General features: G+C 69.1%; 32 protein-coding genes. 27 read left to right on the top strand and 5 right to left on the bottom strand.

The window, feature by feature from the left end; genetic code table 11:
* Positions 1–171 precede the first annotated feature (171 nt).
* From rplP to truA, 23 genes are all read left to right on the top strand, one after another.
* On the top strand, positions 172–591 hold the full coding sequence (gene rplP / locus GT042_RS25990; protein WP_014047785.1) for a 50S ribosomal protein L16: 420 nt from the start codon (positions 172–174) through the stop codon (positions 589–591).
* Positions 591–815, top strand: coding sequence for a 50S ribosomal protein L29 (gene rpmC / locus GT042_RS25985; RefSeq protein WP_161311158.1), 225 nt, complete (start codon positions 591–593; stop codon positions 813–815). The genes rplP and rpmC overlap by 1 nt, the downstream gene beginning before the upstream one ends.
* Positions 815–1,105: a 30S ribosomal protein S17 gene (gene rpsQ, locus GT042_RS25980; protein ID WP_161311156.1), complete on the top strand. Its 291-nt coding sequence runs from the start codon at positions 815–817 to the stop codon at positions 1,103–1,105. Before rpmC ends, rpsQ begins: the two co-directional genes overlap by 1 nt.
* A gap of 97 nt (positions 1,106–1,202) precedes the next feature.
* Complete coding sequence (gene rplN, locus GT042_RS25975) at positions 1,203–1,571, top strand: 50S ribosomal protein L14 (RefSeq protein ID WP_161311155.1); 369 nt, start codon at positions 1,203–1,205, stop codon at positions 1,569–1,571.
* A gap of 2 nt (positions 1,572–1,573) precedes the next feature.
* A complete protein-coding gene (rplX, locus tag GT042_RS25970) occupies positions 1,574–1,897 on the top strand; it encodes a 50S ribosomal protein L24 (RefSeq protein ID WP_161311154.1) in 324 nt (107 codons plus the stop codon).
* Entirely contained in the window at positions 1,897–2,454 is a 558-nt protein-coding gene (gene rplE, locus GT042_RS25965; protein ID WP_161311153.1) for a 50S ribosomal protein L5, read from the top strand. The genes rplX and rplE overlap by 1 nt, the downstream gene beginning before the upstream one ends.
* A gap of 2 nt (positions 2,455–2,456) precedes the next feature.
* Positions 2,457–2,642: a type Z 30S ribosomal protein S14 gene (locus GT042_RS25960; RefSeq protein WP_161311152.1), complete on the top strand. Its 186-nt coding sequence runs from the start codon at positions 2,457–2,459 to the stop codon at positions 2,640–2,642.
* Between the two features lie 210 nt (positions 2,643–2,852).
* The gene (rpsH, locus tag GT042_RS25950; RefSeq protein WP_041985707.1) at positions 2,853–3,251 is read left to right on the top strand and encodes a 30S ribosomal protein S8; all 399 of its coding nucleotides are present in this window, start codon (positions 2,853–2,855) and stop codon (positions 3,249–3,251) included.
* Between the two features lie 22 nt (positions 3,252–3,273).
* A complete protein-coding gene (gene rplF, locus GT042_RS25945; RefSeq protein WP_161311150.1) occupies positions 3,274–3,813 on the top strand; it encodes a 50S ribosomal protein L6 in 540 nt (179 codons plus the stop codon).
* A 2-nt stretch (positions 3,814–3,815) separates the two neighbouring features.
* On the top strand, positions 3,816–4,199 hold the full coding sequence (rplR, locus tag GT042_RS25940) for a 50S ribosomal protein L18 (RefSeq protein WP_161311149.1): 384 nt from the start codon (positions 3,816–3,818) through the stop codon (positions 4,197–4,199).
* A gap of 46 nt (positions 4,200–4,245) precedes the next feature.
* Positions 4,246–4,848 (top strand): 30S ribosomal protein S5, encoded by a 603-nt coding sequence (gene rpsE, locus GT042_RS25935; protein WP_161311148.1) that lies wholly within the window; start codon positions 4,246–4,248, stop codon positions 4,846–4,848.
* Positions 4,848–5,030, top strand: a complete 183-nt coding sequence (gene rpmD / locus GT042_RS25930) for a 50S ribosomal protein L30 (protein WP_161311147.1) — start codon at positions 4,848–4,850, stop codon at positions 5,028–5,030. Before rpsE ends, rpmD begins: the two co-directional genes overlap by 1 nt.
* On the top strand, positions 5,030–5,485 hold the full coding sequence (rplO, locus tag GT042_RS25925; RefSeq protein ID WP_161311146.1) for a 50S ribosomal protein L15: 456 nt from the start codon (positions 5,030–5,032) through the stop codon (positions 5,483–5,485). Before rpmD ends, rplO begins: the two co-directional genes overlap by 1 nt.
* Positions 5,486–5,762: 277 nt before the next feature.
* On the top strand, positions 5,763–7,082 hold the full coding sequence (gene secY / locus GT042_RS25920) for a preprotein translocase subunit SecY (RefSeq protein ID WP_161311145.1): 1,320 nt from the start codon (positions 5,763–5,765) through the stop codon (positions 7,080–7,082).
* Entirely contained in the window at positions 7,082–7,741 is a 660-nt protein-coding gene (locus GT042_RS25915; RefSeq protein WP_161311144.1) for an adenylate kinase, read from the top strand. Before secY ends, GT042_RS25915 begins: the two co-directional genes overlap by 1 nt.
* Positions 7,742–7,850: 109 nt before the next feature.
* Complete coding sequence (map, locus tag GT042_RS25910) at positions 7,851–8,687, top strand: type I methionyl aminopeptidase (RefSeq protein ID WP_161311143.1); 837 nt, start codon at positions 7,851–7,853, stop codon at positions 8,685–8,687.
* Between the two features lie 177 nt (positions 8,688–8,864).
* Positions 8,865–9,086, top strand: a complete 222-nt coding sequence (gene infA, locus GT042_RS25905; protein WP_014047798.1) for a translation initiation factor IF-1 — start codon at positions 8,865–8,867, stop codon at positions 9,084–9,086.
* A 58-nt stretch (positions 9,087–9,144) separates the two neighbouring features.
* Complete coding sequence (rpmJ, locus tag GT042_RS25900) at positions 9,145–9,258, top strand: 50S ribosomal protein L36 (protein WP_003956441.1); 114 nt, start codon at positions 9,145–9,147, stop codon at positions 9,256–9,258.
* 182 nt (positions 9,259–9,440) lie between these two features.
* Positions 9,441–9,821 carry a 30S ribosomal protein S13 gene (gene rpsM / locus GT042_RS25895; protein WP_161311142.1) on the top strand — a complete coding sequence of 127 codons (381 nt, stop codon included), beginning with the start codon at positions 9,441–9,443 and terminating at the stop codon, positions 9,819–9,821.
* Between the two features lie 66 nt (positions 9,822–9,887).
* Positions 9,888–10,292 (top strand): 30S ribosomal protein S11, encoded by a 405-nt coding sequence (gene rpsK / locus GT042_RS25890; protein WP_003956432.1) that lies wholly within the window; start codon positions 9,888–9,890, stop codon positions 10,290–10,292.
* Positions 10,293–10,419: 127 nt separating this feature from the next.
* Complete coding sequence (locus GT042_RS25885) at positions 10,420–11,442, top strand: DNA-directed RNA polymerase subunit alpha (RefSeq protein WP_161311141.1); 1,023 nt, start codon at positions 10,420–10,422, stop codon at positions 11,440–11,442.
* A gap of 134 nt (positions 11,443–11,576) precedes the next feature.
* Complete coding sequence (gene rplQ / locus GT042_RS25880; protein WP_161311140.1) at positions 11,577–12,098, top strand: 50S ribosomal protein L17; 522 nt, start codon at positions 11,577–11,579, stop codon at positions 12,096–12,098.
* A gap of 106 nt (positions 12,099–12,204) precedes the next feature.
* The gene (gene truA / locus GT042_RS25875) at positions 12,205–13,065 is read left to right on the top strand and encodes a tRNA pseudouridine(38-40) synthase TruA (RefSeq protein WP_161311139.1); all 861 of its coding nucleotides are present in this window, start codon (positions 12,205–12,207) and stop codon (positions 13,063–13,065) included.
* 79 nt (positions 13,066–13,144) lie between these two features.
* On the opposite strand, the gene GT042_RS25870 is transcribed toward truA, so the two are convergent.
* Both GT042_RS25870 and GT042_RS25865 read right to left on the bottom strand, forming a co-directional pair.
* A complete protein-coding gene (locus GT042_RS25870) occupies positions 13,145–16,252 on the bottom strand; it encodes a glycosyltransferase family 2 protein (protein ID WP_161311138.1) in 3,108 nt (1,035 codons plus the stop codon).
* A 72-nt stretch (positions 16,253–16,324) separates the two neighbouring features.
* Entirely contained in the window at positions 16,325–17,434 is a 1,110-nt protein-coding gene (locus tag GT042_RS25865; protein ID WP_161311137.1) for a hypothetical protein, read from the bottom strand.
* Positions 17,435–17,530: 96 nt separating this feature from the next.
* Here GT042_RS25865 and GT042_RS25860 point away from each other — a divergent pair, with 96 nt between their 5' ends.
* The 4 genes from GT042_RS25860 to glmM all read left to right on the top strand — a co-directional run bounded on the left by GT042_RS25860 (position 17,531) and on the right by glmM (position 22,042).
* Positions 17,531–19,159 carry an ATP-binding cassette domain-containing protein gene (locus tag GT042_RS25860; RefSeq protein WP_161311136.1) on the top strand — a complete coding sequence of 543 codons (1,629 nt, stop codon included), beginning with the start codon at positions 17,531–17,533 and terminating at the stop codon, positions 19,157–19,159.
* Positions 19,160–19,485: 326 nt separating this feature from the next.
* Positions 19,486–19,929, top strand: coding sequence for a 50S ribosomal protein L13 (rplM, locus tag GT042_RS25855; protein ID WP_161311135.1), 444 nt, complete (start codon positions 19,486–19,488; stop codon positions 19,927–19,929).
* 42 nt (positions 19,930–19,971) lie between these two features.
* Complete coding sequence (rpsI, locus tag GT042_RS25850; RefSeq protein WP_161311134.1) at positions 19,972–20,499, top strand: 30S ribosomal protein S9; 528 nt, start codon at positions 19,972–19,974, stop codon at positions 20,497–20,499.
* 184 nt (positions 20,500–20,683) lie between these two features.
* Complete coding sequence (glmM, locus tag GT042_RS25845; RefSeq protein WP_161311133.1) at positions 20,684–22,042, top strand: phosphoglucosamine mutase; 1,359 nt, start codon at positions 20,684–20,686, stop codon at positions 22,040–22,042.
* Between the two features lie 82 nt (positions 22,043–22,124).
* Here glmM and coaA read toward each other — a convergent pair whose 3' ends face one another.
* Genes coaA through GT042_RS25830 form a run of 3 tightly spaced genes read right to left on the bottom strand, consistent with a single transcriptional unit; the run spans position 22,125 to position 25,921 of the window.
* Entirely contained in the window at positions 22,125–23,075 is a 951-nt protein-coding gene (coaA, locus tag GT042_RS25840; RefSeq protein WP_161311132.1) for a type I pantothenate kinase, read from the bottom strand.
* A 22-nt stretch (positions 23,076–23,097) separates the two neighbouring features.
* Positions 23,098–24,969, bottom strand: coding sequence for an insulinase family protein (locus GT042_RS25835; RefSeq protein ID WP_237531177.1), 1,872 nt, complete (start codon positions 24,967–24,969; stop codon positions 23,098–23,100).
* A gap of 4 nt (positions 24,970–24,973) precedes the next feature.
* A complete protein-coding gene (locus tag GT042_RS25830) occupies positions 24,974–25,921 on the bottom strand; it encodes a hypothetical protein (protein ID WP_161311131.1) in 948 nt (315 codons plus the stop codon).
* Positions 25,922–26,162: the final 241 nt, after the last annotated feature.

Raw genomic sequence — 26,162 nt, 5'->3', positions numbered from 1 at the left:
TCCCGCCGGCCGCGGTGGCGCCGGTGGCGGCCGTGGTGGCGAGCGCGGCGGCCGCGGTGGCCGCAAGCCGCAGCAGGCTCCCGGCGCGGAGGCCCCCAAGGCCGACGCCACGGCTGCTCCGGCCGCGGAGGCGACGCCCTCTTCTACCGGCGGAACGGAGGCCTGACCGACATGCTGATCCCCCGTAGGGTCAAGCACCGCAAGCAGCACCACCCGAAGCGCAGCGGTATGTCCAAGGGTGGCACGCAGGTTGCGTTCGGCGAGTACGGCATCCAGGCGCTGACCCCGGCATACGTGACGAACCGTCAGATCGAGGCCGCTCGTATCGCGATGACCCGCCACATCAAGCGTGGCGGCAAGGTCTGGATCAACATCTACCCGGACCGTCCGCTCACCAAGAAGCCCGCCGAGACCCGCATGGGTTCCGGTAAGGGTTCCCCCGAGTGGTGGATCGCGAACGTCAAGCCCGGTCGGGTGATGTTCGAGCTGTCCTACCCGAACGAGAAGATTGCGCGTGAGGCGCTTACCCGCGCAGCTCACAAGCTTCCGATGAAGTGCCGGATCGTTCGGCGCGAGGCAGGTGAGTCGTGATGGCGGCCGTTACCAAGGCGTCCGAGCTGCGCGAACTGGGCGACGAGGAGCTTGTCAACAAGCTTCGCGAAGCCAAGGAAGAGCTGTTCAATCTCCGCTTCCAGGCGGCGACGGGCCAGCTCGAGAACCACGGTCGGCTCAAGGCCGTCCGCAAGGACATCGCGCGGATCTACACCCTGATGCGTGAGCGCGAGCTGGGCATCGAGACGGTGGAGAGCGCCTGATGACTGAGAACAACGTGACCGAGAACACCCCGAGCACCGAGCGCGGATTCCGTAAGACCCGTGAGGGTCTGGTCGTCAGCGACAAGATGGACAAGACCGTCGTCGTCGCCGTCGAGGACCGCGTGAAGCACGCTCTGTACGGCAAGGTCATCCGCCGTACGAACAAGCTCAAGGCGCACGACGAGCAGAACGCCGCCGGCATCGGCGACCGCGTCCTCCTGATGGAGACCCGGCCGCTGTCCGCCACGAAGCGGTGGCGCATCATCGAGATCCTTGAGAAGGCCAAGTAATCCCTTCGAAGGCACACCTTCGAAGTAGTTCCGCCAGGCTCCGGGGGGCTGGAGTGTTCAGCCCCCCGGGGAACCGGCAGACGATCAGGAGATACACGTGATCCAGCAGGAGTCGCGACTTCGTGTCGCCGACAACACGGGTGCGAAGGAAATTCTCACCATCCGTGTTCTCGGTGGCTCGGGCCGCCGCTACGCGGGCATCGGCGACGTCATCGTCGCCACCGTCAAGGACGCGATCCCCGGTGCGAACGTCAAGAAGGGTGACGTCGTCAAGGCGGTCATCGTTCGCACGGTCAAGGAGCGCCGCCGTCCGGACGGCTCGTACATCCGCTTCGACGAGAACGCCGCCGTCATCCTGAAGAACGACGGCGACCCTCGTGGCACCCGTATCTTCGGCCCGGTGGGCCGTGAGCTGCGCGAGAAGAAGTTCATGAAGATCATCTCGCTCGCGCCGGAGGTGCTGTAAGCATGAAGATCAAGAAGGGCGACCTGGTTCAGGTCATCACCGGTAAGGACAAGGGCAAGCAGGGGAAGGTCATTCTGGCCATCCCCACGCAGAACCGTGTTCTCGTCGAGGGTGTCAACCGGGTCAAGAAGCACACCAAGGCCGGTCAGACGGCTCGCGGTTCGCAGACCGGCGGCATCGTGACCACCGAAGCCCCCGTCCATGTCAGCAACGTTCAGCTGGTCGTGGAGAAGGACGGCAAGAAGGTCGTCACCCGCGTCGGCTACCGCTTTGACGACGAGGGCAAGAAGATCCGCGTTGCCAAGCGGACCGGTGAGGACATCTGATGACGACCACCACTGCACCCCGTCTGAAGCTGCGCTACCGCGAGGAGATCACGGGCAAGCTGCGTGAGGAGTTCTCGTACGAGAACGTCATGCAGATCCCCGGTCTCGTCAAGATCGTGGTCAACATGGGTGTGGGCGACGCCGCCCGCGACTCCAAGCTGATCGAGGGCGCCATCCGCGACCTCACCACGATCACGGGCCAGAAGCCGGCCGTCACCAAGGCCCGGAAGTCCATCGCGCAGTTCAAGCTGCGCGAGGGCCAGCCGATCGGCTGCCACGTCACCCTCCGCGGTGACCGCATGTGGGAGTTCCTGGACCGTACGCTGTCGCTCGCGCTGCCGCGTATCCGTGACTTCCGCGGTCTGTCGCCGAAGCAGTTCGACGGCCGTGGCAACTACACCTTCGGTCTCACGGAGCAGGTCATGTTCCACGAGATCGACCAGGACAAGATCGACCGGGTCCGGGGCATGGACATCACCGTGGTGACCACGGCGACCAACGACGACGAGGGTCGTGCCCTCCTTCGTCACCTCGGCTTCCCGTTCAAGGAGAACTGACCGTGGCGAAGAAGGCTTTGATCGAAAAGGCCGCCCGCAAGCCCAAGTTCGCGGTGCGCGGTTACACCCGCTGCCAGCGCTGCGGCCGGCCCCACTCCGTCTACCGCAAGTTCGGCCTGTGCCGTGTGTGCCTTCGTGAGATGGCCCACCGCGGCGAGCTGCCGGGCGTCACCAAGAGCTCCTGGTAGTCCTCTTCCGAGGACCGACCTGGAACTCTCGGTAAGTACCTGGTTGGCGGGAGCCCTCCCCCAGATGCCGTAGGCTTGTGGGGTTGGGCGCCCGCCGTCCATAACGACTTACTACGCCGTAGGTCCCCGCACCGCACCCGTCCCGGCTCTGATCGGGGAGAGGGATGGCGCATACAGGAAACCCCGGCGAGAGAGGCCGAAGGCCAATACATGACCATGACTGATCCCATCGCAGACATGCTCACGCGTCTGCGTAACGCGAACTCGGCGTACCACGACGATGTCGTGATGCCGCACAGCAAGATCAAGTCGCACATCGCGGAGATCCTCCAGCAGGAGGGCTTCATCACCGGCTGGAAGGTCGAGGACGCCGAGGTCGGCAAGAACCTCGTCCTGGAGCTGAAGTTCGGCCCGAACCGCGAGCGTTCGATCGCCGGCATCAAGCGCATCTCCAAGCCGGGTCTGCGTGTGTACGCGAAGTCCACCAGTCTGCCGAAGGTTCTCGGCGGCCTGGGCGTGGCGATCATCTCCACGTCCCACGGCCTCCTGACCGGCCAGCAGGCGAGCAAGAAGGGCGTAGGTGGGGAAGTCCTCGCCTACGTCTGGTAGTCGGGAACGGAGAGGAAAGCTCATGTCGCGAATCGGCAAGCTCCCCATCCAGGTTCCCGCCGGTGTGGACGTCACCATCGAAGGCCGCACGGTCAGCGTGAAGGGTCCCAAGGGCACCCTCTCGCACACCGTCGTCGCGCCGATCGAGGTCACCAAGGGCGAGGACGGCACCCTTCAGGTGCTGCGCCCCAACGACGAGCGTCAGAACAAGGCCTTCCACGGCCTGTCCCGCACGCTGGTGGCGAACATGATCACCGGCGTGACCCAGGGTTACGTCAAGGCGCTCGAGATCAGCGGTGTCGGTTACCGAGTCCAGGCGAAGGGCTCCAACCTGGAGTTCGCCCTGGGCTACAGCCACCCGATCCTCATCGAGGCCCCCGAGGGAATCACCTTCAAGGTGGAGACACCGACGAAGTTCTCCGTCGAAGGCATCGACAAGCAGAGGGTCGGCGAGGTCGCCGCCACAATCCGCAAGCTGCGGAAGCCCGACCCCTACAAGGCCAAGGGTGTCCGGTACGCGGGCGAGGTCATCCGCCGCAAGGTCGGAAAGGCTGGTAAGTAGCCATGGCATTCGGTGTGAAGATCGCCAAGGGCAAGGCCTACAAGGCCGCTGCCATCAAGCGCCGTCACATTCGCGTCCGCAAGAAGGTCTCGGGCACGCAGGAGCGCCCCCGCCTCGTTGTGACGCGTTCCAACCGCCACATGGTGGCTCAGGTCGTCGACGACATCGCGGGCCACACGCTCGCCTCGGCGTCGACTCTGGACACTTCGATCCGCGGGACCGACGGCGACAAGAGCGCCCAGGCCAAGCAGGTCGGGGCCCTGGTCGCCGAGCGTGCGAAGGCCGCCGGTATCGAGGCCGTCGTGTTCGACCGTGGTGGCAACCAGTACGCCGGGCGGATTGCCGCTCTGGCTGACGCCGCCCGCGAAGCCGGGCTGAAGTTCTGAGCCCCGGTTCCGGAGCTAGCGGACGTAACAGAGAGAGGTAGATCCAATGGCTGGACCCCAGCGCCGCGGAAGCGGTGCCGGTGGCGGCGAGCGACGGGACCGGAAGGGTCGCGACGGTTCGCCGGCCGAGAAGACCGCGTACGTTGAGCGCGTTGTCGCGATCAACCGCGTCGCCAAGGTTGTGAAGGGTGGTCGTCGCTTCAGCTTCACCGCGCTGGTCGTGGTGGGCGACGGTGACGGTACCGTCGGCGTCGGTTACGGCAAGGCCAAGGAAGTTCCGGCCGCCATCGCCAAGGGCGTCGAAGAGGCCAAGAAGGCCTTCTTCAAGGTTCCCCGCATCCAGGGCACCATCCCGCACCCGATCCAGGGCGAGAAGGCTGCGGGCGTTGTCCTGCTCAAGCCCGCTTCCCCCGGTACCGGCGTGATCGCGGGTGGCCCGGTGCGCGCGGTGCTCGAATGCGCCGGCGTCCACGACATCCTGTCGAAGTCGCTCGGCTCGGACAACGCGATCAACATCGTGCACGCCACCGTGGCGGCCCTCAAGGGCCTGCAGCGTCCCGAGGAGATCGCGGCCCGCCGCGGTCTGCCCCTCGAGGACGTCGCCCCCGCGGCGATGCTGCGTGCGCGTGCTGCGGGAGCGGGTGTCTGATGGCGCGCCTCCAGATCACGCAGACCCGGTCGTTCATCGGAAGCAAGCAGAACCACCGCGACACCCTGCGTTCGCTCGGCCTCAAGCGAGTGAACGACACGGTCGTCAAGGAGGACCGCCCCGAGTTCCGCGGCATGGTGCACACCGTCCGCCACCTCGTGACGGTTGAGGAGGTCGACTGATGGCTGAGAGCAAGCCGCTGAAGGCCCACGACCTGCGTCCCGCCCCGGGAGCCAAGACCGCCAAGACCCGTGTGGGTCGTGGTGAGGCGTCCAAGGGTAAGACCGCTGGTCGTGGCACCAAGGGCACCAAGGCCCGTTACCAGGTTCCGGCACGCTTCGAGGGCGGGCAGATGCCCCTCCACATGCGTCTGCCGAAGCTCAAGGGCTTCAAGAACCCGTTCCGCACCGAGTACCAGGTGGTGAACCTGGACAAGCTCTCCGACCTCTACCCCGAGGGCGGCGAGGTCACGGTGGCCGATCTGGTCACCAAGGGTGCGGTACGCAAGAACAGTCTCGTCAAGGTCCTGGGCCAGGGCGAGATCTCCGTGGCGCTGACGGTTTCGGTGAACGCCGTTTCCGGCTCCGCCAAGGAGAAGATCGCCGCCGCGGGCGGCTCCGTCACCGAGCTCGTCTGAGACGACCCGATGACCTGAACACCCAACCGGGGGTGCCTCTCAAAAGGGGCATCCCCGGTTGGTCGTTCCATGGTGGGCACAGTCGCCGGTAAGGTGGCGTGCATTATTGCTGTATTGAGGCCGGGAGCCCGCTTCCGGTCCACCGCCGCGCGATGTGTCCTCACGGGCACTTCACGCGGTGTCCGCTCGTTGACCCGCAGGACCCGCTCGTCCCTTATCCGTCGATCCTCAATACCGTCACCTCTGACGCAGTAGCGCGGGGGTCGCAGGAGGCACCGTGCTCACCGCGTTCGCCCGGGCGTTCAAGACGCCCGACCTGCGCAAGAAGCTGCTCTTCACACTCGCCATCATCGTGCTGTACCGGCTCGGGGCGCACATCCCCGTCCCCGGGGTCAGCTACGAGAATGTCCAGACATGTATCGACGCGGCTCAAAAGGGCAACAACAGCCTCTTCGGGCTCGTGAACATGTTCAGCGGCGGCGCGTTGTTGCAGATCACGATCTTCGCGCTCGGCATCATGCCGTACATCACGGCGAGCATCATCCTTCAGCTGCTGACCGTGGTCATCCCACGGCTGGAAGCCCTCAAGAAGGAAGGCTCGTCCGGCCAGTCGAAGATCACGCAGTACACCCGGTACCTGACCGTCGCCCTCGCCGTGCTCCAGGGCACCGGCCTGGTCGCCACGGCCCGCAGCGGCGCGCTCTTCAGCGGCTGCCCGGTGGCCGGGCAGATCGTCCCCGACCAGTCGATCTTCGTCACCGTCACGATGGTGATCACGATGACCGCCGGTACCGCCGCCGTCATGTGGCTCGGTGAGCTCATCACCGACAAGGGCATCGGCAACGGCATGTCCATCCTGATGTTCATCTCGATCGCGGCCGGCTTCCCGGGCGCCCTCTGGGCCATCAAGCAGAGCGGCACGCTCGCCAAGGGCTGGATCGAGTTCGGTACGGTCATCCTGATCGGCTTCGTCATGGTGGGCCTGGTCGTCTTCGTCGAGCAGGCGCAGCGCCGGATCCCCGTCCAGTACGCGAAGCGCATGATCGGCCGGAGGTCGTACGGCGGTACGTCGACGTACATCCCCCTCAAGGTGAACCAGGCGGGTGTGATCCCCGTCATCTTCGCCTCGTCGCTGCTCTACATCCCCGCTCTGATCGCCCAGTTCTCCAGCTCGCAGTCCGGCTGGAAGACCTGGATCGAGGCGCACTTCGTCAAGGGTGACCACCCGTACTACATCGCGACCTACTTCTTGCTCATCGTGTTCTTCGCGTTCTTCTACGTGGCGATTTCCTTCAACCCCGAAGAAGTAGCGGACAACATGAAGAAGTATGGTGGCTTCATCCCGGGTATCCGGGCTGGTCGCCCTACCGCCGAGTACCTGAGCTACGTGCTCAACAGGATCACTTGGCCGGGCTCGCTGTACCTGGGTCTGATTGCTCTTGTCCCGACGATGGCGTTGGCAGGCTTCGGCGGTGCGAACCAGAACTTCCCGTTCGGCGGGACAAGCATCCTGATCATCGTGGGTGTGGGTCTGGAAACCGTGAAGCAGATCGAGAGCCAGCTTCAGCAGCGCAATTACGAAGGGTTCCTCCGCTGATGCGAATCGTCCTCGTCGGGCCGCCCGGTGCCGGCAAGGGTACGCAGGCCGCGTTCCTCGCCAAGAACCTGTCGATCCCACACATTTCCACGGGCGACCTTTTCCGCGCCAACATCAGCCAGGGCACAGAGCTCGGCAAACAGGCGAAGTCCTACATGGACGCGGGAAACCTGGTACCCGACGAGGTCACGATCGCGATGGCACGAGACCGGATGAGCCGCCCGGACGCCGAGAAGGGCTTCCTGCTCGACGGCTTTCCGCGCAACGTGTCGCAGGCGGAAGCACTGGACAAGGCCCTCGCGGCGGACGGCGTGAAGCTGGACGCGGTGCTGGACCTGGAGATCCCCGAGGACGAGGTCGTACGGCGCATCGCGGGGCGGCGCATCTGCCGCAACGACAGCGCCCACGTCTTCCACGTCGCGAACCAGCCTCCGAAGACGGAGGGTGTCTGTGACATCTGCGGGGGCGAGCTGTACCAGCGCGACGACGACTCCGAGGAGACGGTGCGCAGACGGCTGGAGGTCTACCACACGCAGACCGAGCCGATCATCGACCACTACAAGGCCCAGGGCCTGGTGGTGACGATCTCCGCGCTCGGTACGGTCACCGAGGTGACCGACCGCGCGATGGAAGCGCTCAGGAGCGACGAGGCCGCGTAACCGCGGTCGCACAGGGTTTTTCACGCGGTACGGCCGTGGCGTCCCCAGGGACGCCACGGCTTTACTGTTGAGTTCCGGTCGTACGAGTCAGGTGGAAGGCAGCAGAGCCATGGTGGAGATCAAGACTCCCGAGCAGATCGCGAAGATGCGCGAGGCGGGGCTGGTCGTCGCCGCGGTCCACGCGGCCACCGCGGAGGCCGCGGTGCCGGGTGCCACCACCAAGGATCTGGACATGGTCGCCCGCAAGGTGCTGGCCGCGCACGGCGCGAAGCCGAACTTCCTCGGGTACGGCGGGTTCCCCGCGACGATCTGCACTTCGGTCAACGAGGTCGTCGTGCATGGCATCCCCGACGAGAAGACCGTCCTCAAGGACGGGGACATCATCTCGATCGACGCCGGCGCGATCGTGGACGGCTGGCACGGGGACGCGGCCTTCACGGCCTTCGTGGGCACCGGTCACGCTCCGGAGCTGATCGAGCTGTCCCGGGTGACCGAGGAGTCGATGTGGGCCGGCATCGCGGCGATGAAGGCCGGCAACCGCCTGGTGGACGTGTCCCGGGCGATCGAGACGTACATCCGCAGGCAGCCCAGGCCGGGCGGCGGGAAGTACGGCATCGTCGAGGACTACGGCGGCCACGGCATCGGTACGGAGATGCACATGGACCCGCACCTGCTGAACTACGTCTCCCGGAAGCGCGGCAAGGGCCCCAAGCTGGTCCCCGGCTTCTGCCTGGCGATCGAGCCCATGGTCTCGCTCGGCACGCCCCACACGGAGGTGCTGGCGGACGAGTGGACGGTCATCACGACGGACGGCACCTGGTCCTCGCACTGGGAGCACTCGATCGCCCTCACGGAGGCCGGCCCGCTGGTCCTGACGTCCCCGGACGGCGGTAGGGCGAAGCTCGCGGAGCTGGGTGTGACGGCGGCGCCGGATCCCCTGGCGTAGAGCGGGCGCGACGGCTGTGGGCCCTTGTGCCGCTTAAGGATCTCGGGGCATGGGCAGACTGGACGGATTCGTCTTTTCGAGTGGGCTGCCGTAGACTGACGCGTCGGCTCTGGTGTACCCGTGTGTCCGCATGCGGCCGCCGGAGACGATCAAGGTAGCCGATTCGAAGGGCGAAGCGTGGCCAAGAAGCAAGGTGCCATCGAAATTGAGGGCACCGTGATCGAGTCCCTCCCGAATGCGATGTTCAGGGTGGAGCTCCAGAACGGTCACAAGGTCCTCGCGCACATCAGCGGCAAGATGCGGATGCACTACATCCGGATCCTGCCCGATGACCGGGTTGTGGTGGAGCTGTCTCCGTACGACCTGACGCGTGGCCGGATCGTCTACCGATACAAGTAGATCTTGCAGTCGTCCCTGTCCAGGGGGCGTCCGCACTGACCCGGAGAACCTCAATTCCATGAAGGTCAAGCCGAGCGTCAAGAAGATCTGCGACAAGTGCAAGGTGATCCGCCGTCACGGCCGGGTCATGGTCATCTGCGACAACCTGCGCCACAAGCAGCGCCAGGGCTGACGCACGACCGCCTGCCTCTCGCAGTACTTCGCGTGACGCGAGCAACTCGTAATTACGCAGTGTCCGGCTCCTCGTAAAGAGGACCGACACCTCCGGCGGAGGCCGGGGACCCGGACCGTACGTACGCGTACGGCAGCCGGGACAGAGACTGCGGAAGACCTCCGAATCATCAGGAGCCATGAATGGCACGCCTCGCAGGCGTTGACCTCCCGCGCGAAAAGCGCGTCGAGGTCGCCCTCACCTACGTCTTCGGCATCGGGCGCACCCGGTCCAAGGAGACCCTCGCCGCCGCAGGTGTCAACCCTGACATCCGCGTCCGCGACCTTGCCGAGGAAGACCTCGTCAAGATCCGCGAATACGTGGACGCCAACCTCAAGACCGAGGGTGACCTTCGTCGCGAGATCGCCGCCGACATCCGCCGCAAGGTCGAGATCGGCTGCTACCAGGGTCTGCGTCACCGTCGTGGCCTGCCGGTGCACGGTCAGCGCACCAGCACGAACGCTCGTACCCGCAAGGGTCCGCGTCGCGCCATCGCCGGCAAGAAGAAGCCGGGCAAGAAGTAGTCCTCAGCGGACGCTCACCAGCGGTCTTCGCTGTAGGACCGATCACCTCCACGCAGGAGTAAATACATGCCTCCTAAGGGCCGTCAGGGCGCAGCCAAGAAGGTGCGCCGCAAGGAAAAGAAGAACGTCGCTCATGGGCACGCCCACATCAAGAGCACGTTCAACAACACGATCGTCTCGATCACGGACCCTTCGGGCAATGTGATCTCCTGGGCCTCCGCCGGTCACGTCGGCTTCAAGGGTTCGCGCAAGTCCACGCCCTTCGCCGCGCAGATGGCTGCCGAGTCGGCCGCCCGTCGCGCGCAGGAGCACGGCATGCGCAAGGTCGACGTCTTCGTGAAGGGTCCCGGCTCCGGCCGTGAGACCGCGATCCGCTCGCTCCAGGCCACCGGCCTCGAGGTGGGTTCGATCCAGGACGTCACCCCCACCCCGCACAACGGCTGCCGCCCGCCGAAGCGTCGCCGCGTCTGACTCCGTGCCCCCTCCGAGGGGGTGTGGCGCATGACTCGCGGGCGGTACTGCGCATTCGCGCCGTGCCGCCCGTACGCTTGTTCCGTTGGCATCAAATAGTGGGTGCCAAGACTGGAAGGTCAACAGAATGCTTATCGCCCAGCGCCCGTCGCTGACCGAAGAGGTCGTCGACGAATACCGCTCCCGGTTCGTGATCGAGCCGCTGGAGCCCGGTTTCGGTTACACCCTCGGAAACTCCCTCCGCCGTACGCTGCTCTCCTCGATCCCCGGTGCCGCTGTCACCAGCATCCGGATCGACGGGGTCCTGCACGAGTTCACCACCGTGCCGGGCGTCAAGGAGGACGTGACCGACCAGATCCTCAACATCAAGCAGCTCGTCGTCTCCTCGGAGCACGACGAGCCCGTCGTGATGTACCTGCGCAAGCAGGGCCCCGGCCTGGTCACCGCCGCCGACATCGCCCCGCCGGCCGGTGTCGAGGTCCACAACCCGGACCTCGTCCTGGCGACGCTGAACGGCAAGGGCAAGCTGGAGATGGAGCTGACCGTCGAGCGCGGTCGCGGCTACGTCTCCGCCGTGCAGAACAAGCAGGTGGGCCAGGAGATCGGGCGTATCCCGGTCGACTCCATCTACTCCCCGGTGCTCAAGGTCACGTACAAGGTCGAGGCGACCCGTGTCGAGCAGCGCACCGACTTCGACAAGCTGATCGTCGACGTCGAGACCAAGCAGGCCATGCGGCCGCGTGACGCCATGGCGTCCGCCGGTAAGACGCTGGTCGAGCTGTTCGGTCTGGCGCGCGAGCTCAACATCGACGCCGAGGGCATCGACATGGGCCCGTCGCCGACGGACGCGGCGCTGGCCGCGGATCTGGCGCTGCCGATCGAGGAGCTGGAGCTCACAGTCCGGTCGTACAACTGCCTCAAGCGCGAGGGCATCCACTCCGTGGGTGAACTGGTGGCTCGCTCCGAGGCGGACCTGCTCGACATCCGCAATTTCGGTGCGAAGTCGATCGACGAGGTCAAGGCGAAGCTGGCCGGGATGGGTCTGGCGCTCAAGGACAGCCCGCCCGGATTCGACCCGACCGCCGCGGCGGACGCGTTTGGCGCGGACGACGACGCGGACGCGGGTTTCGTGGAGACCGAGCAGTACTGAGCCCGGGGCCCCGGGGATGAGGCTTTGTCCTCCATCGCCGGACGGGCTTGACGCGATCTTCCACAGGGCGGCCGCCCTGCGGGAACTGACATCGGTACCTGATACGGCCGGTGCAGATATGAAGGAGTAGCACCATGCCGAAGCCCGCCAAGGGTGCCCGTCTGGGCGGCAGTGCCGCGCACGAGAAGCTGCTTCTCGCGAACCTCGCGAAGTCGCTCTTCGAGCACGGCAAGATCACCACGACCGAGGCCAAGGCCCGGCGTGTCCGCCCGATCGCGGAGCGTTTCATTACCAAGGCGAAGAAGGGCGACATCCACAACCGTCGCCTGGTGCTTCAGTCGATCACGGACAAGAGCGTCGTGCACACGCTCTTCACCGAGATCGCCCCGAGGTACGAGAACCGCCCCGGTGGTTACACGCGCATCACCAAGATCGGCAACCGTCGTGGCGACAACGCCCCGATGGCGGTCATCGAGCTGGTCGAGGCCCTGACCGTGGCGCAGGCCGCCACCGGTGAGGCCGAGGCGGCGACCAAGCGCGCGGTCAAGGAAGACGCCCTGAAGAAGGACGCGTCGTCCGACGAGACCGTCGAGGACGCCAAGCCGGTCGAGGACGCGAAGCCCGCCGAGGCGGCCGACGAGTCCAAGGACGCCTGAGCACACAGCGCAGGCCGATGGCTGACGGACGGGTCCGCTCCCCACGGGGGCGGGCCCGTTCCGCGTGAGGGGCTGAGTTGACCGAGGGGCTTGGGAGGAAGTTCGCGTGAGCGGTGACCTGGAGGCCGGGTCCGTACGGGTACGGCTGGACCTCTCGTACGACGGCAAGGACTTCTCCGGGTGGGCCAGGCAGGCCACCCGGCGGACCGTCCAGGGCGAGATCGAGGACGCGCTGCGGACGGTGACCCGCTCCTCGCGTACGTACGACCTGACCGTCGCCGGGCGTACGGACGCCGGGGTGCACGCGCGCGGGCAGGTGGCGCACGTCGACCTGCCGGAGGACGTGTGGGCCGAGCACGCGGACAAGCTGCTGCGGCGGCTCGCGGGGCGCCTGCCGCACGACATCCGGGTGTGGAAGGCCGAGGAGGCGCCGGCCGGGTTCAACGCGCGCTTCGCGGCGGTCTACCGGCGGTACGCCTACCGGGTGGGCGACCACGTCGGCGGGGTCGATCCGCTGTTGCGGGGTCATGTGCTGTGGCACGACTGGCCGTTGGACGTCGACGCGATGAACGAGGCGTCGGCGGGGCTGCTCGGGGAGCACGACTTCGCCGCGTACTGCAAGCGGCGCGAGGGCGCGACGACGATCCGTACGCTCCAGAAGCTGGAGTGGGTGCGGGGTGACGACGGGATCGTCACGGCCACCGTGCGGGCCGACGCGTTCTGCCACAACATGGTGCGGTCCCTGGTGGGCGCGCTGCTGTTCGTGGGAGACGGGCACCGGCCGCCGGAGTGGCCGGCGAAGGTCCTGGCCGCGGGGGTACGGGACTCGGCGGTCCATGTCGTACGGCCCCACGGGCTCACGCTGGAGGAAGTCGGCTACCCGGCCGACGCGTTGCTGGCGGCGCGCAGCCGCGAGGCCCGCAACAAGCGCACGCTGCCCGGCGCGCCGCCCGACAGCTGCTGCTGAGGGGGAGACGGCGCGGAGGGTGGCGGAGTGGGGCGGGGCCTGGGGCCCCGCCCCTTCGTCGTGTCGGCCGCGTGGCGGGTCAGCCTCGGCGCAGGCGGCGGCCGAGGCGGTTGATGAGGCTCGGCGCGGGGGCCGGGACCTTCGGGGCCGGGGGCGCTGCCACGCGCAGGGCCAGGTCCTGGTGGGGGTTGGTCCAGTACGGCGTGATCCGGCGGTCCTGGGCGGTCGGGTGCGGTACGGGGGTCAGTTCCTCGGGGACGTCGGGGGCGCGGTACGAGCCGAGCTTGGTGGTCTTCGTCCAGCCGAGCGCGGTGAGGCGTACGTACAGGTCCCAGGCGCCGTCGCGGAGCGGGGCGCCGCCCGCCGCCGTGGCCGGGTCGAGGGAGGCGCTTCCGGCGACGGTCAGGGTGCCGTCGGTGCGGTGGACCGTGGTGTCCGTCGTGAGCCGGTACTCGGTACCGCCCGCGCGTTCGCGCAGGACGAGGACGGCGGACGCCGCGTCAGGTGCCGCGCCGCCGGTGAGCGGTGCGCGGGCGAAACGGGCCGCCAGGTCGTCGGACAGGCCCGAGGGGAGCAGTGCCGCCGGTCCCTCGTCCGGGGAGGTGGCCCCCAACGGGCCCTCCGTGGCGAGCAGTTCCGCTGTGAAGGCCGTCCGGAGCGTGCCGTCGTCCTGCCACGACACCGCGTCCAGCCGGGCCCGGCACGCCACGGACGTCTCCCAGCGGGCGAGCGCCACCAGGTCGTCGAGCCGGTTGTCGGTGACCAGGCCGACGGCGACCCGGCGGGGGGCGGTCAGGGCCGCGATCGCCGTCTCCGAGATGCCGCCGTCCAGGAAGACGCCCCGGATCGCGTCGAACAGGGCCTGCCGGTCCTCGTCGTCCCTCTCCAGGAAACGCTTCCCGGTCAGCTGGTCCAGCAGCTCCACACGCAGCCAGCGCCGGTGCAGCCGGTCCCGGGTGCCGCCGGGCTCGGTGAGGCCGTCCACGGTCACTACAAGGGCGCGCAGCGCCCCGTAGAAGGCGGCGTGCGGGACGGCGGAGGTGTCCTGCTTCGGCCCGTAGTGGTAGCAGACCTCGCCGCCGAGGACGGCGGTACGGCCCGCGCGCAGGGACGCCTCCGCCGTGAACGCCTGCTCGCCCAGGGGGAGTCCGGCCGCCGGGAAGCGGAGGCCGTGCTCGGCGAGGAACGCGCGGTGGAAGAGCTTGTTGGCGGTCAGGCTGTCCGCGAGCGGGTCCTTCGCGAACGTGGCGCGCGGCCGGTCCCGTACGAACAGCTCACGGGGGACGGCCCGGTCCTTCCCCGCCATCCGGCCGACGACGATGTCCGCGTCGTGCTCGATGCCGTACCCGTACAGCCGCTCCAGGGCGTCGGCGGCCAGGCGGTCACCGGCCTTCATGTACAGCAGGTACTCGCCGGTGCCGTGTTCCCCGGGGCCGTCCGGCCGCGCGGCCTCCGGCACCTGGACCACCTCGAACTCCGCCGCCGGGAGCGTCTGCGCGGTGAGGGAGTCGAGCGTGTCCTGTACGGCGGCGGGCTCCGCGCCCTCGGTGGGCACGACCACGGTGACCTTGGGCGGGCGGGGGCCGGGGGGCGCGTCCGTCGTCCGTACGGTCAGGGTCAGCCCGTCCTCCAGGACACCGGCCACCTCCAGGCCGTCCAAGCCGTCCAGGCCTTCCAGGACGGCCGGTGCGAGCAGGGTGAGGTCCGGGCCGGCCGGGCCGGCCCCGGGGCGCCCGAAGCGGTTCAGGCCCGGTCCCATGAGCCGTACGTGCACCTCCCAGGCGCCGTCGTCCAGCGGCCCGCCGCCCGCCGCCCGCGCCGGGTCGACGGCGACCGTGCCGTGCACGACGGGGCGGACGAGGACGTCACCGTCCTGGAAGCCCGGCGCCTCCTGCCCGACTTCCTCCTCGAACTTCTCGAACTCCTCGAACTCCTCGAAGGACACGGAAATCTCGCGCGGCAGCAGCCACACCACGGAGCTGTCCCGGTGGCGCAGGCTGACGTCCGCGCGGAAGAGCTTGAGGTCGTCGGTGATGTCGACGGGCTCGACCAGGCCGTCCGTGAGGGAGGGGTCGAGGAAACAGCGGTCCCCCCGGCGCAGAAGGGTCAGGGGCGTGCCCGAGGCATCCGTGGTGAACCGCGCGTCGAAGCGCGTCAGCAGCCGCCCCCGCCGCCACTCCACCGACGTCAGCCGGACGTCCGCGTCCAGCCCCGCCGCCCGCCCGGTCAGCTCCAGCAGGGCCTCCGGCCGGTCGGTCCGTACGAGAGCGGCGCGGGCCCGCTCCAGGCCGGCCAGCCCCTCGTACACCTCCTCGGTCAGGTACTCCTCCGCCACCTCGCGCAGCGCGCCGAAGAGAGCGCCGCGCTGCTCCGGCTCGTACGTGGGGAAGATCGGTTCGCTCAGGTACTTGACCATGTCCGCGCGCCAGAAGCGGCGCAGCCACTTGTCGCGCATCGGGCCGGGACCGGTCTCGGCGCGCAGCGCGTCGAAGATCTGGCGGAGATTGCCGCTGTAGCTGACCGGATCGAGGTGGTCGGGGGTGGTGTGGCCGCCGTCCTCCCGCTCCAGGTAGTAGTAGCAGGGGTAGTCGCCGACGACGGAGACGGACGCCGCGCGGAACACGGCGGGCACCATGAACAGCAGGTCCTCGCCGACGAAGTGCCCGACGGGGAAGCGGATCTCCTGCTCCCGCAGGAAGGCCGTCCGGTACATCTTGTGGACCGTCAGGCTGTCGTGCAGCGGCGCCGTCTCGAAGGTGCACGACTCCCGGGTCCTGCTCATCAGGGCGTGCGGGATGCCGCGCAGCCGGAAGTTGCTGACGACCTTGCCGATGACGATGTCGGAGCGGTTGGCGTGGCCGAGGTCGTACATCCGGCGGAGCGCCTCGTCGCCGAGGAGGTCGTCGTGGTCGATGAACTGCACGTACTCACCGCGCGCCAGCTCGATCGCGACGTTGCGGGGCTTGCCGGGCCAACCGGAGTTGGGGATCTCGGTGAAGCGGAAGTTCGGGTGCTCCGCGACCAGGGCGGCGAGCTGGGCCGGGGTGTTGTCCGTCGAGCCGTCGTCGACGAACAGCACCTCGAACTCCTCGGGGGGCATCGTCTGCCGGAGCATCGAATCGACCAGTGGTTTGATGAGCGGCCCCGAGTTGTACGTCGGGACCACCACGGTGACTCTGACCGCCATGCGCTACGCCTCCGGCTGTTCGACCTTGGGCCCCCAGTGTGACAGCGGGGCCCGGCCGGCGGCGTGCGCGCCCTACGCGCCGGGCTGGACCGCCGCCGCCGAGGCCTGGAGACGGCCGCGCTGGTAGATCTGGCGGAACGTGAACTCCGAGATGTCGTCGCCGGTGGTGAAGACATTCTTGTCGGCCTTGGTGACGTCCTTGCCCGAGGTGAAGCCGCCGACCGTGAAGTACACGTACCGGCCGAACGAGTTGGTCGTCTTGCGGCAGATCACACCGTCCCGGCAGAAGGTCGGGACCCCGTTCCCGGCCAGGGAGGCGATGCCGTCCCTGGCCTCGCCCTTCGCCTTGAGCGCCTGGGACTCCTTCTCGAAGACCGCGACGCCGATCGTGACGGCGACCCCGCCCTTGCTGTACGTGGCGCGGATCACCTCGTCACAGCTGTTGGAGGCGAGGATCGAGCCGAGGGCGCCCTGCGCGGAGGCCGCGCAGTTGGTCGTACGGGTGGTCGCGCCCTTCTTGTACTCGCGCCCCTCCATCGTCAGCTTCGCGCCGGGGAACAGGGTGTCGGCCGAGAGCGGCGCGGTGTCCTTGTCGGCGGAGGAGACGAAGTCCTTCGGGTCGGGCGGCGGCAGCGGGGACGCCGAGGGGAAGGACGGCTCGGGATCGGTCGCCTCGCTCGGGGTCGAGGCGGCGGGCGGCACGTCCTTGGACGCCTTCCCGGCCGCGCTGGGACCGGTGTCACCACTGCTGCTCATGGACACGATGACGGAGGCGACGACCGCGACGACGGCGGCCGTCGCGAGACCTCCGCCGCCTATCAGCAGCCATCGCTTGCGGCGGGCACGGCCGGCGGAGGCGTCGGCGAGCGCCGCCCAGTCGGGTGTCTGGCTGCCGTACGGGTCGGGGGTCTGCGCGCTGTACGGGTCGGCGGTCCGGCTGTCGTACGGGTCAGGGGTCTGCGCGCTGTACGGGTCAGGCGTCCGGCTGCCGTACGGTTCGCGCGTCTGTGCGGCGTACGGGTCGGGAGCGGCGTACGGGTCGGGTGTGCCGTACGGGTCGTGAGGGTTCTGGGATCCGTGCGGGCTCTGTGATCCGTAAGGATCCTGCGATCCGTAGGGATCGTGTCCTGGTGTCGGTGAACCGGGGCTGCCCCAGGAGGGTCCCCCTTGCCCAAAGCTCATGCCGGGAGTTTAAGGCCGGGCGGGCCCCGCTCGTACCGGCGTGCGACAGAACGTGTGGCAGAAAACGATTGGGCCTGGGCCACCGGGGGCCCGACAATGCGGACCATGGGACATCTTGAGGCAGGGCACCTGGAGTACTACCTCCCCGACGGACGGGTGCTGCTCGGCGACGCTTCGTTCCGCGTGGGGGAGGGCGCCGTCGTCGCGCTCGTCGGGGCCAACGGCGCCGGCAAGACCACGCTGCTGCGGCTGATCGCGGGGGAGCTGCAACCGCACGGCGGGACGGTCACGGTCAGCGGCGGGCTCGGTGTCATGTCGCAGTTCGTGGGCTCGGTGCGCGACGACCGTACGGTACGTGACCTGCTGGTCTCCGTCGCCCAGCCGCGCATCCGCGAGGCGGCGCGGGCGGTGGACGAGGCCGAGCACCTGATCATGACGGTCGACGACGAGGCCGCGCAGATGCGGTACGCGCAGGCGCTGAGCGACTGGGCGGAGGCGCGGGGGTACGAGGCCGAGACGGTCTGGGACATGTGCACGATGGCGGCGCTGGGTGTCCCGTACGACAAGGCGCAGTTCCGGGGGCTGACCACGCTGTCCGGCGGCGAGCAGAAGCGGCTGGTTCTGGAGGCGCTGCTGCGCGGGCCCGACGAGGTGCTGCTCCTGGACGAGCCGGACAACTATCTGGACGTCCCCGGCAAGCGCTGGCTGGAGGAGAAGCTCAAGGAGACCCGTAAGACGGTCCTCTTCGTGTCCCACGACCGGGAGCTGCTGGCCAGGGCCGCCGAGAAGATCGTCAGTGTCGAGCCGAGCCCGGCGGGCTCGGACGTGTGGGTGCACGGCGGCGGATTCGGTACGTACCACCAGGCGCGCAAGGAGCGCTTCGCGCGCTTCGAGGAGCTGAAGCGGCGCTGGGACGAGGAGCACGCGCGGCTCAAGGCGCTGGTGCACCGGCTGCGGCAGCAGGCGGCGATCAGCCCCGACATGGCCTCGCGCTACCGGGCGATGCAGACGCGCTTCAAGAAGTTCGAGGACGCGGGACCGCCGCCGGAGCCGCCGCGCGAGCAGGAGATCACCATGCGGCTGAAGGGCGGCCGGACCGGCGTACGGGCGGTGACCTGCAAGGACCTGGAGCTGACCGGGCTGATGAAGCCGTTCTCGCTGGAGATCTTCTACGGCGAGCGGGTGGCGGTCCTCGGGTCGAACGGGTCGGGGAAGTCGCACTTCCTGCGGCTGCTGGCGGGGGAGGACGTCCGGCACACGGGGGAGTGGAAGCTGGGCGCGCGGGTGGTGCCGGGGCACTTCGCGCAGACGCACGCGCATCCGGAGCTGCTGGGGCGGACGCTGGTCGACATCCTGTGGACCGAGCACGCGAAGGACCGGGGCGGGGCGATGAGTGTGCTGCGGCGGTACGAGCTGGAGCGGCAGGGGGACCAGCCGTTCGAGAAGCTCTCGGGCGGGCAGCAGGCGCGCTTCCAGATCCTGCTGCTGGAGTTGCGGGGGACGACGGCGTTGCTGCTGGACGAGCCGACGGACAACCTGGACCTGGAGTCGGCGGAGGCGTTGCAGGACGGGCTTGAGGTGTACGACGGGACGGTGGTGGCGGTGACGCACGACCGGTGGTTCGCTCGCGCGTTTGACCGGTACCTGGTGTTCGGCTCCGATGGCGTGGTCCGGGAGACGCCGGAGCCGGTGTGGGACGAGCGGCGCGTGGTGCGGGAGCGGTAGGGCGGGGCGCCTGCGGCGGGCTGTTCCCCTACCCGCCCCTTCCCGAAACCGGGGCTCTGCCCCGGGCCCCGGTCCTCAAGCGCCGGACGGGCTGGGTTGGGCCCCGGAGCTCGTTTTGACCCGTGCGGGGGCACCCGGGTATTCTGCTGGTTCGTTATGCGTATTGGCTTGGTCGTTCTCACGCGAGGGGCCCTTACGCCGGTCCACCGGGCCGATGGACAGAGGCAGGTACACGGGTTGCGTCCCCGTTGTGCCGCCATGGCTGTCGTGATCGTCCGGGTGGCCTTGTCAGGTTCCCACTCACTGAAGAAGCGAAGGCTACGACCGTGCGTACGTACAGCCCCAAGCCCGGCGATGTGACACGCCAGTGGCACGTCATCGACGCCCAGGACATCGTCTTGGGCCGTCTGGCGACCACTGCCGCCAACCTTCTGCGCGGTAAGCACAAGGCGATCTACGCCCCCCACGTTGACACCGGCGACTTCGTCGTCATCATCAACGCGGACAAGGTGCACCTGTCCGGCAACAAGCGGACCCAGAAGATGGCGTACCGCCACTCCGGTTACCCGGGTGGCCTGCGTTCCGTCCGTTATGACGAGCTCCTCGCCAAGAACCCCGAGAAGGCCGTCGAGAAGGCCATCAAGGGAATGATCCCGAAGAACACCCTGGGTCGTCAGATGCTCTCGAAGCTGAAGATCTACGCGGGCGACCAGCACCCGCACGCTGCCCAGCAGCCTGTCCCGTTCGAGATCACCCAGGTCGCGCAGTAGTTCCGGCCACCCCCTAAGACATAAAGAAATCTGAGGAGAATCGTGGCCGAGTCCACTACTGAAGCCCCCGTCGAGAGCGCCGAGGGTGAGGAGACCTTCGAAGCCGTGACGACCTTCGAGTCCGAGGTCCCCGTCGAGGGTGAGTACACCACCGAGTCCCTGGCGTCCCGCTTCGGCGACCCGCAGCCGGCCGCCGGCCTGGGCCGTCGCAAGAACGCCATCGCCCGCGTCCGGATCGTTCCGGGCACCGGCAAGTGGAAGATCAACGGTCGCACCCTCGAGGGTTACTTCCCGAACAAGGTGCACCAGCAGGAAGTGAACGACCCCTTCAAGATCCTTGAGCTCGACAACCGCTACGACGTCATCGCCCGCATCTCGGGTGGCGGCGTCTCCGGTCAGGCCGGTGCCCTGCGCCTCGGCGTGGCCCGCGCGCTGAACGAGGCGGACGTGGACAACAACCGCGCCCCGCTCAAGAAGGCCGGTTTCCTCTCGCGTGACGACCGTGCGGTCGAGCGCAAGAAGGCCGGTCTCAAGAAGGCCCGTAAGGCCCCGCAGTACAGCAAGCGCTAATCACGCTGGTTGGTCTGTCTGTCTTCGAACGCCCCGGCGGCACTCCGTGCCGCCGGGGCGTTCGTTTTCTTGAACTACTCGGGCGTATAACAGCATCAGACGCTCAGTACTTTGGGTTTTGGCGTTTTCGGAGCTTTTACGTGCGGAGCCGGGACGGTTCCGTGCGTTTTTTGGAGGGAGAGCTGTGGGACGACTCTTCGGCACGGACGGCGTGCGCGGTGTCGCCAACGCCGATCTGACGGCGGAGCTCGCGCTCGGTCTGTCGGTCGCGGCGGCACATGTGCTCGGCGAGGTGGGGACGTTCGAGGGACACCGTCCGACGGCGGTGGTGGGCCGCGACCCCCGCGCCTCCGGCGAATTCCTGGAGGCCGCCGTGGTGGCGGGTCTCGCGAGCGCCGGTGTGGACGTCCTGCGGGTCGGTGTGCTGCCCACCCCGGCGGTGGCGTATCTCACCGGCGTGCTGGGCGCCGACCTCGGCGTGATGCTCTCCGCGAGCCACAACGCCATGCCGGACAACGGCATCAAGTTCTTCGCGCGCGGCGGCCACAAGCTGGCCGACGAGCTGGAGGACCGTATCGAATCGATCTACGAGCAGCACCGCACCGGCGAGCCGTGGGAGCGCCCGACGGGTGGCGGCGTCGGCCGGATCCGCTCGTACGACGAAGGCTTCGACCGGTACGTGGCCCACCTCATCGGCGTCCTGCCGAACCGGCTCGACGGCCTCAAGGTCGTCCTCGACGAGGCGCACGGCGCCGCCGCCCGGGTCTCGCCGGAGGCCTTCGCGCGCGCCGGGGCCGAGGTCGTCACGATCGGCGCCGAGCCGGACGGGCTGAACATCAACGACGGGTGCGGCTCCACCCACCTGGACCTGCTCAGGGCCGCCGTGGTCGAGCACGGCGCGGACCTCGGCATCGCGCACGACGGCGACGCCGACCGCTGCCTCGCCGTGGACGCGGCGGGCGAGGAGGTCGACGGCGACCAGATCCTCGCCGTCCTGGCCCTGGCCATGCGGGAGGCCGGCACGCTGCGCGGGGACGCGGTGGTCGGCACGGTCATGTCCAACCTCGGCTTCAAGATCGCGATGGAGCGGGAGGGCATCCACCTGGTGGAGACCGCCGTCGGCGACCGGTACGTCCTGGAGTCGATGAAGGAGCACGGGTACGCGCTCGGCGGCGAGCAGTCCGGCCACGTCATCGTCCTCGACCACGCCACGACCGGCGACGGCACGCTGACCGGCCTCATGCTGGCGGCGCGCGTCTCCGCGACCGGCCGCACGCTCGCCGACCTGGCGGGCGTCATGCATCGGCTGCCGCAGGTGCTCGTGAACGTCCCCGACGTCGACAAGTCGCGGGTGCACACCTCCCCGGACCTGGCGACCGCCGTCGCCGAGGCGGAGGCGGAACTGGGCTCCACGGGCCGGGTCCTGCTGCGCTCCTCGGGCACGGAGCCGCTGGTACGGGTGATGGTCGAGGCGGCCGACATCGAGCAGGCGCGGTCGGTGGCGGGGCGGCTGGCGGACGTGGTGAAGTCGGCGCTGGGCTGAGGGCCGGTCTTTCCGGGCGGGAGCTTCGGGCCCCCGGCGGGCCGCTCCGACTGCCGGGGCCTCCCGCCGCGCCCGGCGGTCGTCAGAGCTTGCGCAGGGACAGGCGCTGGACCTTGTGGTCCGGGCCCTTGCGGACGATCAGGGTGGCGCGGCCCCGGGTCGGGGCGACGTTTTCCAGCAGGTTCGGTTGGTTGACGGTCCGCCACATCGTGCGCGCGTAGTCCAGCGACTCCTCCTCCGACACCTGTGTGTACTTGCGGAAGTACGAGGAGGGGTCCTGGAACGCGGTCTCGCGCAGCTTGCGGAAGCGGTTCAGGTACCAGCTCTCGATGTCCTCGGCGCGGGCGTCCACGTACACACTGAAGTCGAAGTAGTCGGCGAGCCCGACCCGTGTCCTGCCGTCCTTGCCGGGGAGCGCCGGCTGGAGGACGTTGATGCCCTCCACGATCAGGATGTCCGGGCGCCGTACGGTCAGCACCTCGCCCGGCACGATGTCGTAGATCAGGTGCGAGTAGACGGGCGCCGTGACCTCGTCCTTCCCCGCCTTCACGTCGGCGACGAAGCGGGTCAGGGCGCGGCGGTCGTACGACTCCGGGAAGCCCTTGCGCGACATCAGCCCCCGGGCCTCCAGCTCCTGCATCGGCAGCAGGAAGCCGTCGGTGGTCACCCGCTCGACGCGGGGGTGCTCGGGCCAGCGGGCCAGCAGCGCCTGGAGGAGACGCGCCACGGTGGACTTCCCGACGGCGACACTTCCGGCCACCCCTATGACGAACGGCGTGCCGCGCTGCGCGCCGTGGCCGTTGCCCGCGTCCCCGAGGAACGTGTTGAGCGCGCCGCGCAGCTCGGCCGTGGCCTTGACGTACAGATTCAGCAGCCGGGAGAGCGGCAGGTAGACGTCCCGCACCTCGTCGAGGTCGATGACGTCCCCGAGCCCCCGCAGCCGCTCGACCTCCTCGGCGGTGAGCGGCAGCGGTGTCTTGTCCCGCAGGGCGCTCCATTCGGCCCGGCTGAGATCGACATAGGGGGTGATCATTCGGCCATTGTCACGCACGGGATCACTCGGGAGTCTCCCGGGTGGCGAGCGCCTTGCGCAGGACTCTGGTGAGGGCCAGTGAGCCGCCCAGCAGGAGCCAGTGGAGGACGACGAACGCGGTGCCCGGCCTCGGCTCGACCGTCCAGGTCAGCGTGACGGCGCGCAGGCCGAAGAACAGGGTGACCACGTAGGCCGCGTTCACGCCCAGTTTCAGGAGCGGCGCGGGGACGCGGCGCCACCCGCCGGTCCCGGTCCGGCCTGCCGCCGTTTCGGACGCCGGGCGCGGCTGCGGGATCCGTTCCGGTGTCCGCTCCGGGGCCCGTACCACCGCCGATGCCGGGACCCCGGCGTCGATCGCCGCGATCCTGTCCGGGGTCAGTCCCGCGTAGAGCGTGGGCTCCACGGCGATCTGGAAGCCGTCGAGGCCGGTGAGGCGTCGGCCGCCGTCCGGGTGGGCGACCATCGCGGCGCACTGGTCGTACCGGACGGTGATCACCCCGTCGGGGCGGCTGAAACTGACCCCCTCGGCGGCCACCGTCAGCACCGCGCCCTTGTCGTCGTGCGACTGGTGGCGGGTCCCGGCGAGGCGGTCGGCCTCCGGCGAGAACTGCGGCGCCTCGGTGAAGCCCGCCCAGTCGGCGCCCCGGCCGGGGACCTGGAGCAGGGCCGTGGCGTGCAGCTCGCGGGCGACGTCGCGCAGGTCGTCCACGGTGACGGCGGCCAGCCCGGCGCGGTATTCGTCCTGGGTCGAGTTGGGGTGGTCGACGAGGAGGTTCAGCGCGTACGAGGGCAGGCTCGCGGCGTGCGCGTCGGGCTGGTCGAACTGCTTGAGGACCTTGTTGCGCGCCGCGTCCAGCTCCGCCTGCTCGATGCGGCCGGCCCGGAGCCGGGCGAGGACGTCGACAAAGCCGCCGACCACGGCGTCCTGCTTCTGCGGGAGCGCGTCGGCGTAGGCCGTGACGGTGGCGAAGTCGGCGTCGCGCGGGCTGTAGTGCCCGGCGGTCGCGTACGAGTAGCCGCCCTTCTGGCGCAGGTCCGCGTAGAGGGCCCGGCCCAGGACGTCGGCGAAGAGCGAGGCTGCGGACGAGCGGCGGACGATGCCGTCCATGACCACACCCCCGTCCTCGCCGGTGATGTAGGCCGGGGTGACGGGCAGCGCGGAGGTGACGGGCGGCAGCGGGTGGCGCGGCCCGGAGGGGAGGTCGAGGCGCAGCCCGTCCGGCACGGTGTCGCTGGTGATCCACAGGACCGCGTTGTCGCGGGTGAAGCGGGTCGCGGCCCAGTCCCGTACGGCGTCGGCGGTCAGGTGCCAGGCGCCCAGCTCGGTGTAGCTCACGAGGCCGTACCCCTGGGCGCCGTAACGCCACAGCGGCAGCTGGTGGTTGGGGCCGTAGGTGCGGCCCGCCGCCTCCGTGCGGAGGATCTCGCGCTCGGTCTCCAGCCGCTCCAGTGGGAGGTCGCGCAGCGCGTCGCAGACGCCGTTGAGGTACGTGACGACCTCGTCGGCCGTGCCGGTGGCGTGGAAGATCGTGTACGTGGTGGCGGTGGCGCCGTTGTAGTGCAGGTCGGACACGCCGTGGCGGAAGAGGGCCAGGTGCTCGACGAGGTGGGTGATGCCGGAGGTGGCGTACGTCTCGTCGGCGGCGCCCACGCGGAAGACGAGCCCGGCGGTGATCTCGCCGCTGCCGGCGGCCAGGAGGGTCCGGACGCCGTCGACCTCGGTGAGGCGGATGCCGGGCTCGCCGCCGGTGTCCGTGGTGAGGCCCGTGTCCGTGGTGACTGCGGTGTCCGAGGTGACGCCGGTGTCTGAGGTGACGGTGGTGTCCGTGGTGACGCCGGTGTCTGTGGTGACGCCGGTGTCCGTGGTCATCGGGGCGGGGGTGTGCTGCGTCATCGGATCAGCCCTTCGCCAGTGCGAGCTTGCGGTGCTTCGTGAACGCGGCGTCCTGGTCGCCCAGATACGTCCACGGGCGTTCGGTCGCGTTGTTGCCGATCGCGCGGAAGTGCGGCGCGGCCAGGCCGTGTTCACCGGCCGTCGAGAACACCATCGCGAAGTGGTTGTGCGCCTCGACCGACCGGAACGTCGGCCGGTGGTCGGGGTGGAGCACGGACGAGGCCGCCGCCGCGGCCAGTTCGTCCCTGACGTCCGCCGACGTGAGGTAACGGGCGTCGTCGCCCGAGGGCAGGTCGAGCCAGTGCTCGATGTGGACCTCCGCGACCAGGACGCCCGCGTCGCTCCCCGCCGGGGCCGCGGCGGCGCGCTCCCGGGCGAAGCCGTGCGCGGCCTCCCAGCTCCCTCCCCACTTGGGGCACAGCTGCTGGAGCAGCGACCTCTGCGCGGCGAGGTGGTGGGGGTGGTGCTCGGCGAGCCGGTCGTAGCGGCGGCGCGCCTCGCTCCGGCCCAGCTCCAGACCGCGCGCGGTGGTGAGACGTACGGACCAGGCGAGGGCGAAGCCGGGGTGCTCGGCGCAGACGTCGATCAGGAGCTGCTCGGCCTTGCGCAGCCAGGCGTGGAACTGGTCGAACTGCCGGCGGGACACGTTCTGGGCGCGGGCCCCGCTGCGGATGTTCCAGCCGACGACCACCCACCGGTGGGCGAGGAGGGTCCGGGGGAGCGGGGCGTCGGACCCCTCGGCCTCGATCCGCTCGAACAGCTTCTCCGTACCGGTCAGGTCCGCCAGGAGGGCGGAGGCGTACGCGCGGTCGTCCTCGTCGGTGAGACCGCCGAAGAAGCTCTCCACGGCGGGCAGGTCCCCGGCCCTGGCGGCGGTGCGCAGGGGCACGAGCGCGGGTATGGCGGCGTACGGGTGGAACTGGGGGCGAGCCGACGGCTCGGCTTGAGGCATGACGGTCCTCGGTACGGGGGCCGGCGGACGGCGGGGCGGAAGGAGGCGCGCCCCGCGTACGGCCCTGGGAACGGGTCCCCACGATGTGTGCGTGAGGTGAAGGCGCAGGTTAGCACCGGGGACTGACAGGGGGTCGGGGAGTTTTCGTGGGCCCGCTCGGGTGCGGCGGCCGGGGTGGGTCGGAGTGGGCTCGGGTGGGGGTGCGTCGGGGTGGGGGCGGGTTGGGTACGGGCGCGTCGGT

It is taken from the genome of Streptomyces sp. SID3212 (assembly GCF_009865405.1).
Taxonomy (GTDB): Bacteria; Actinomycetota; Actinomycetes; order Streptomycetales; family Streptomycetaceae; genus Streptomyces.
Note: the sequence above shows the minus strand (reverse complement) of the source record. Positions and strands in the feature narration are given on the sequence as shown.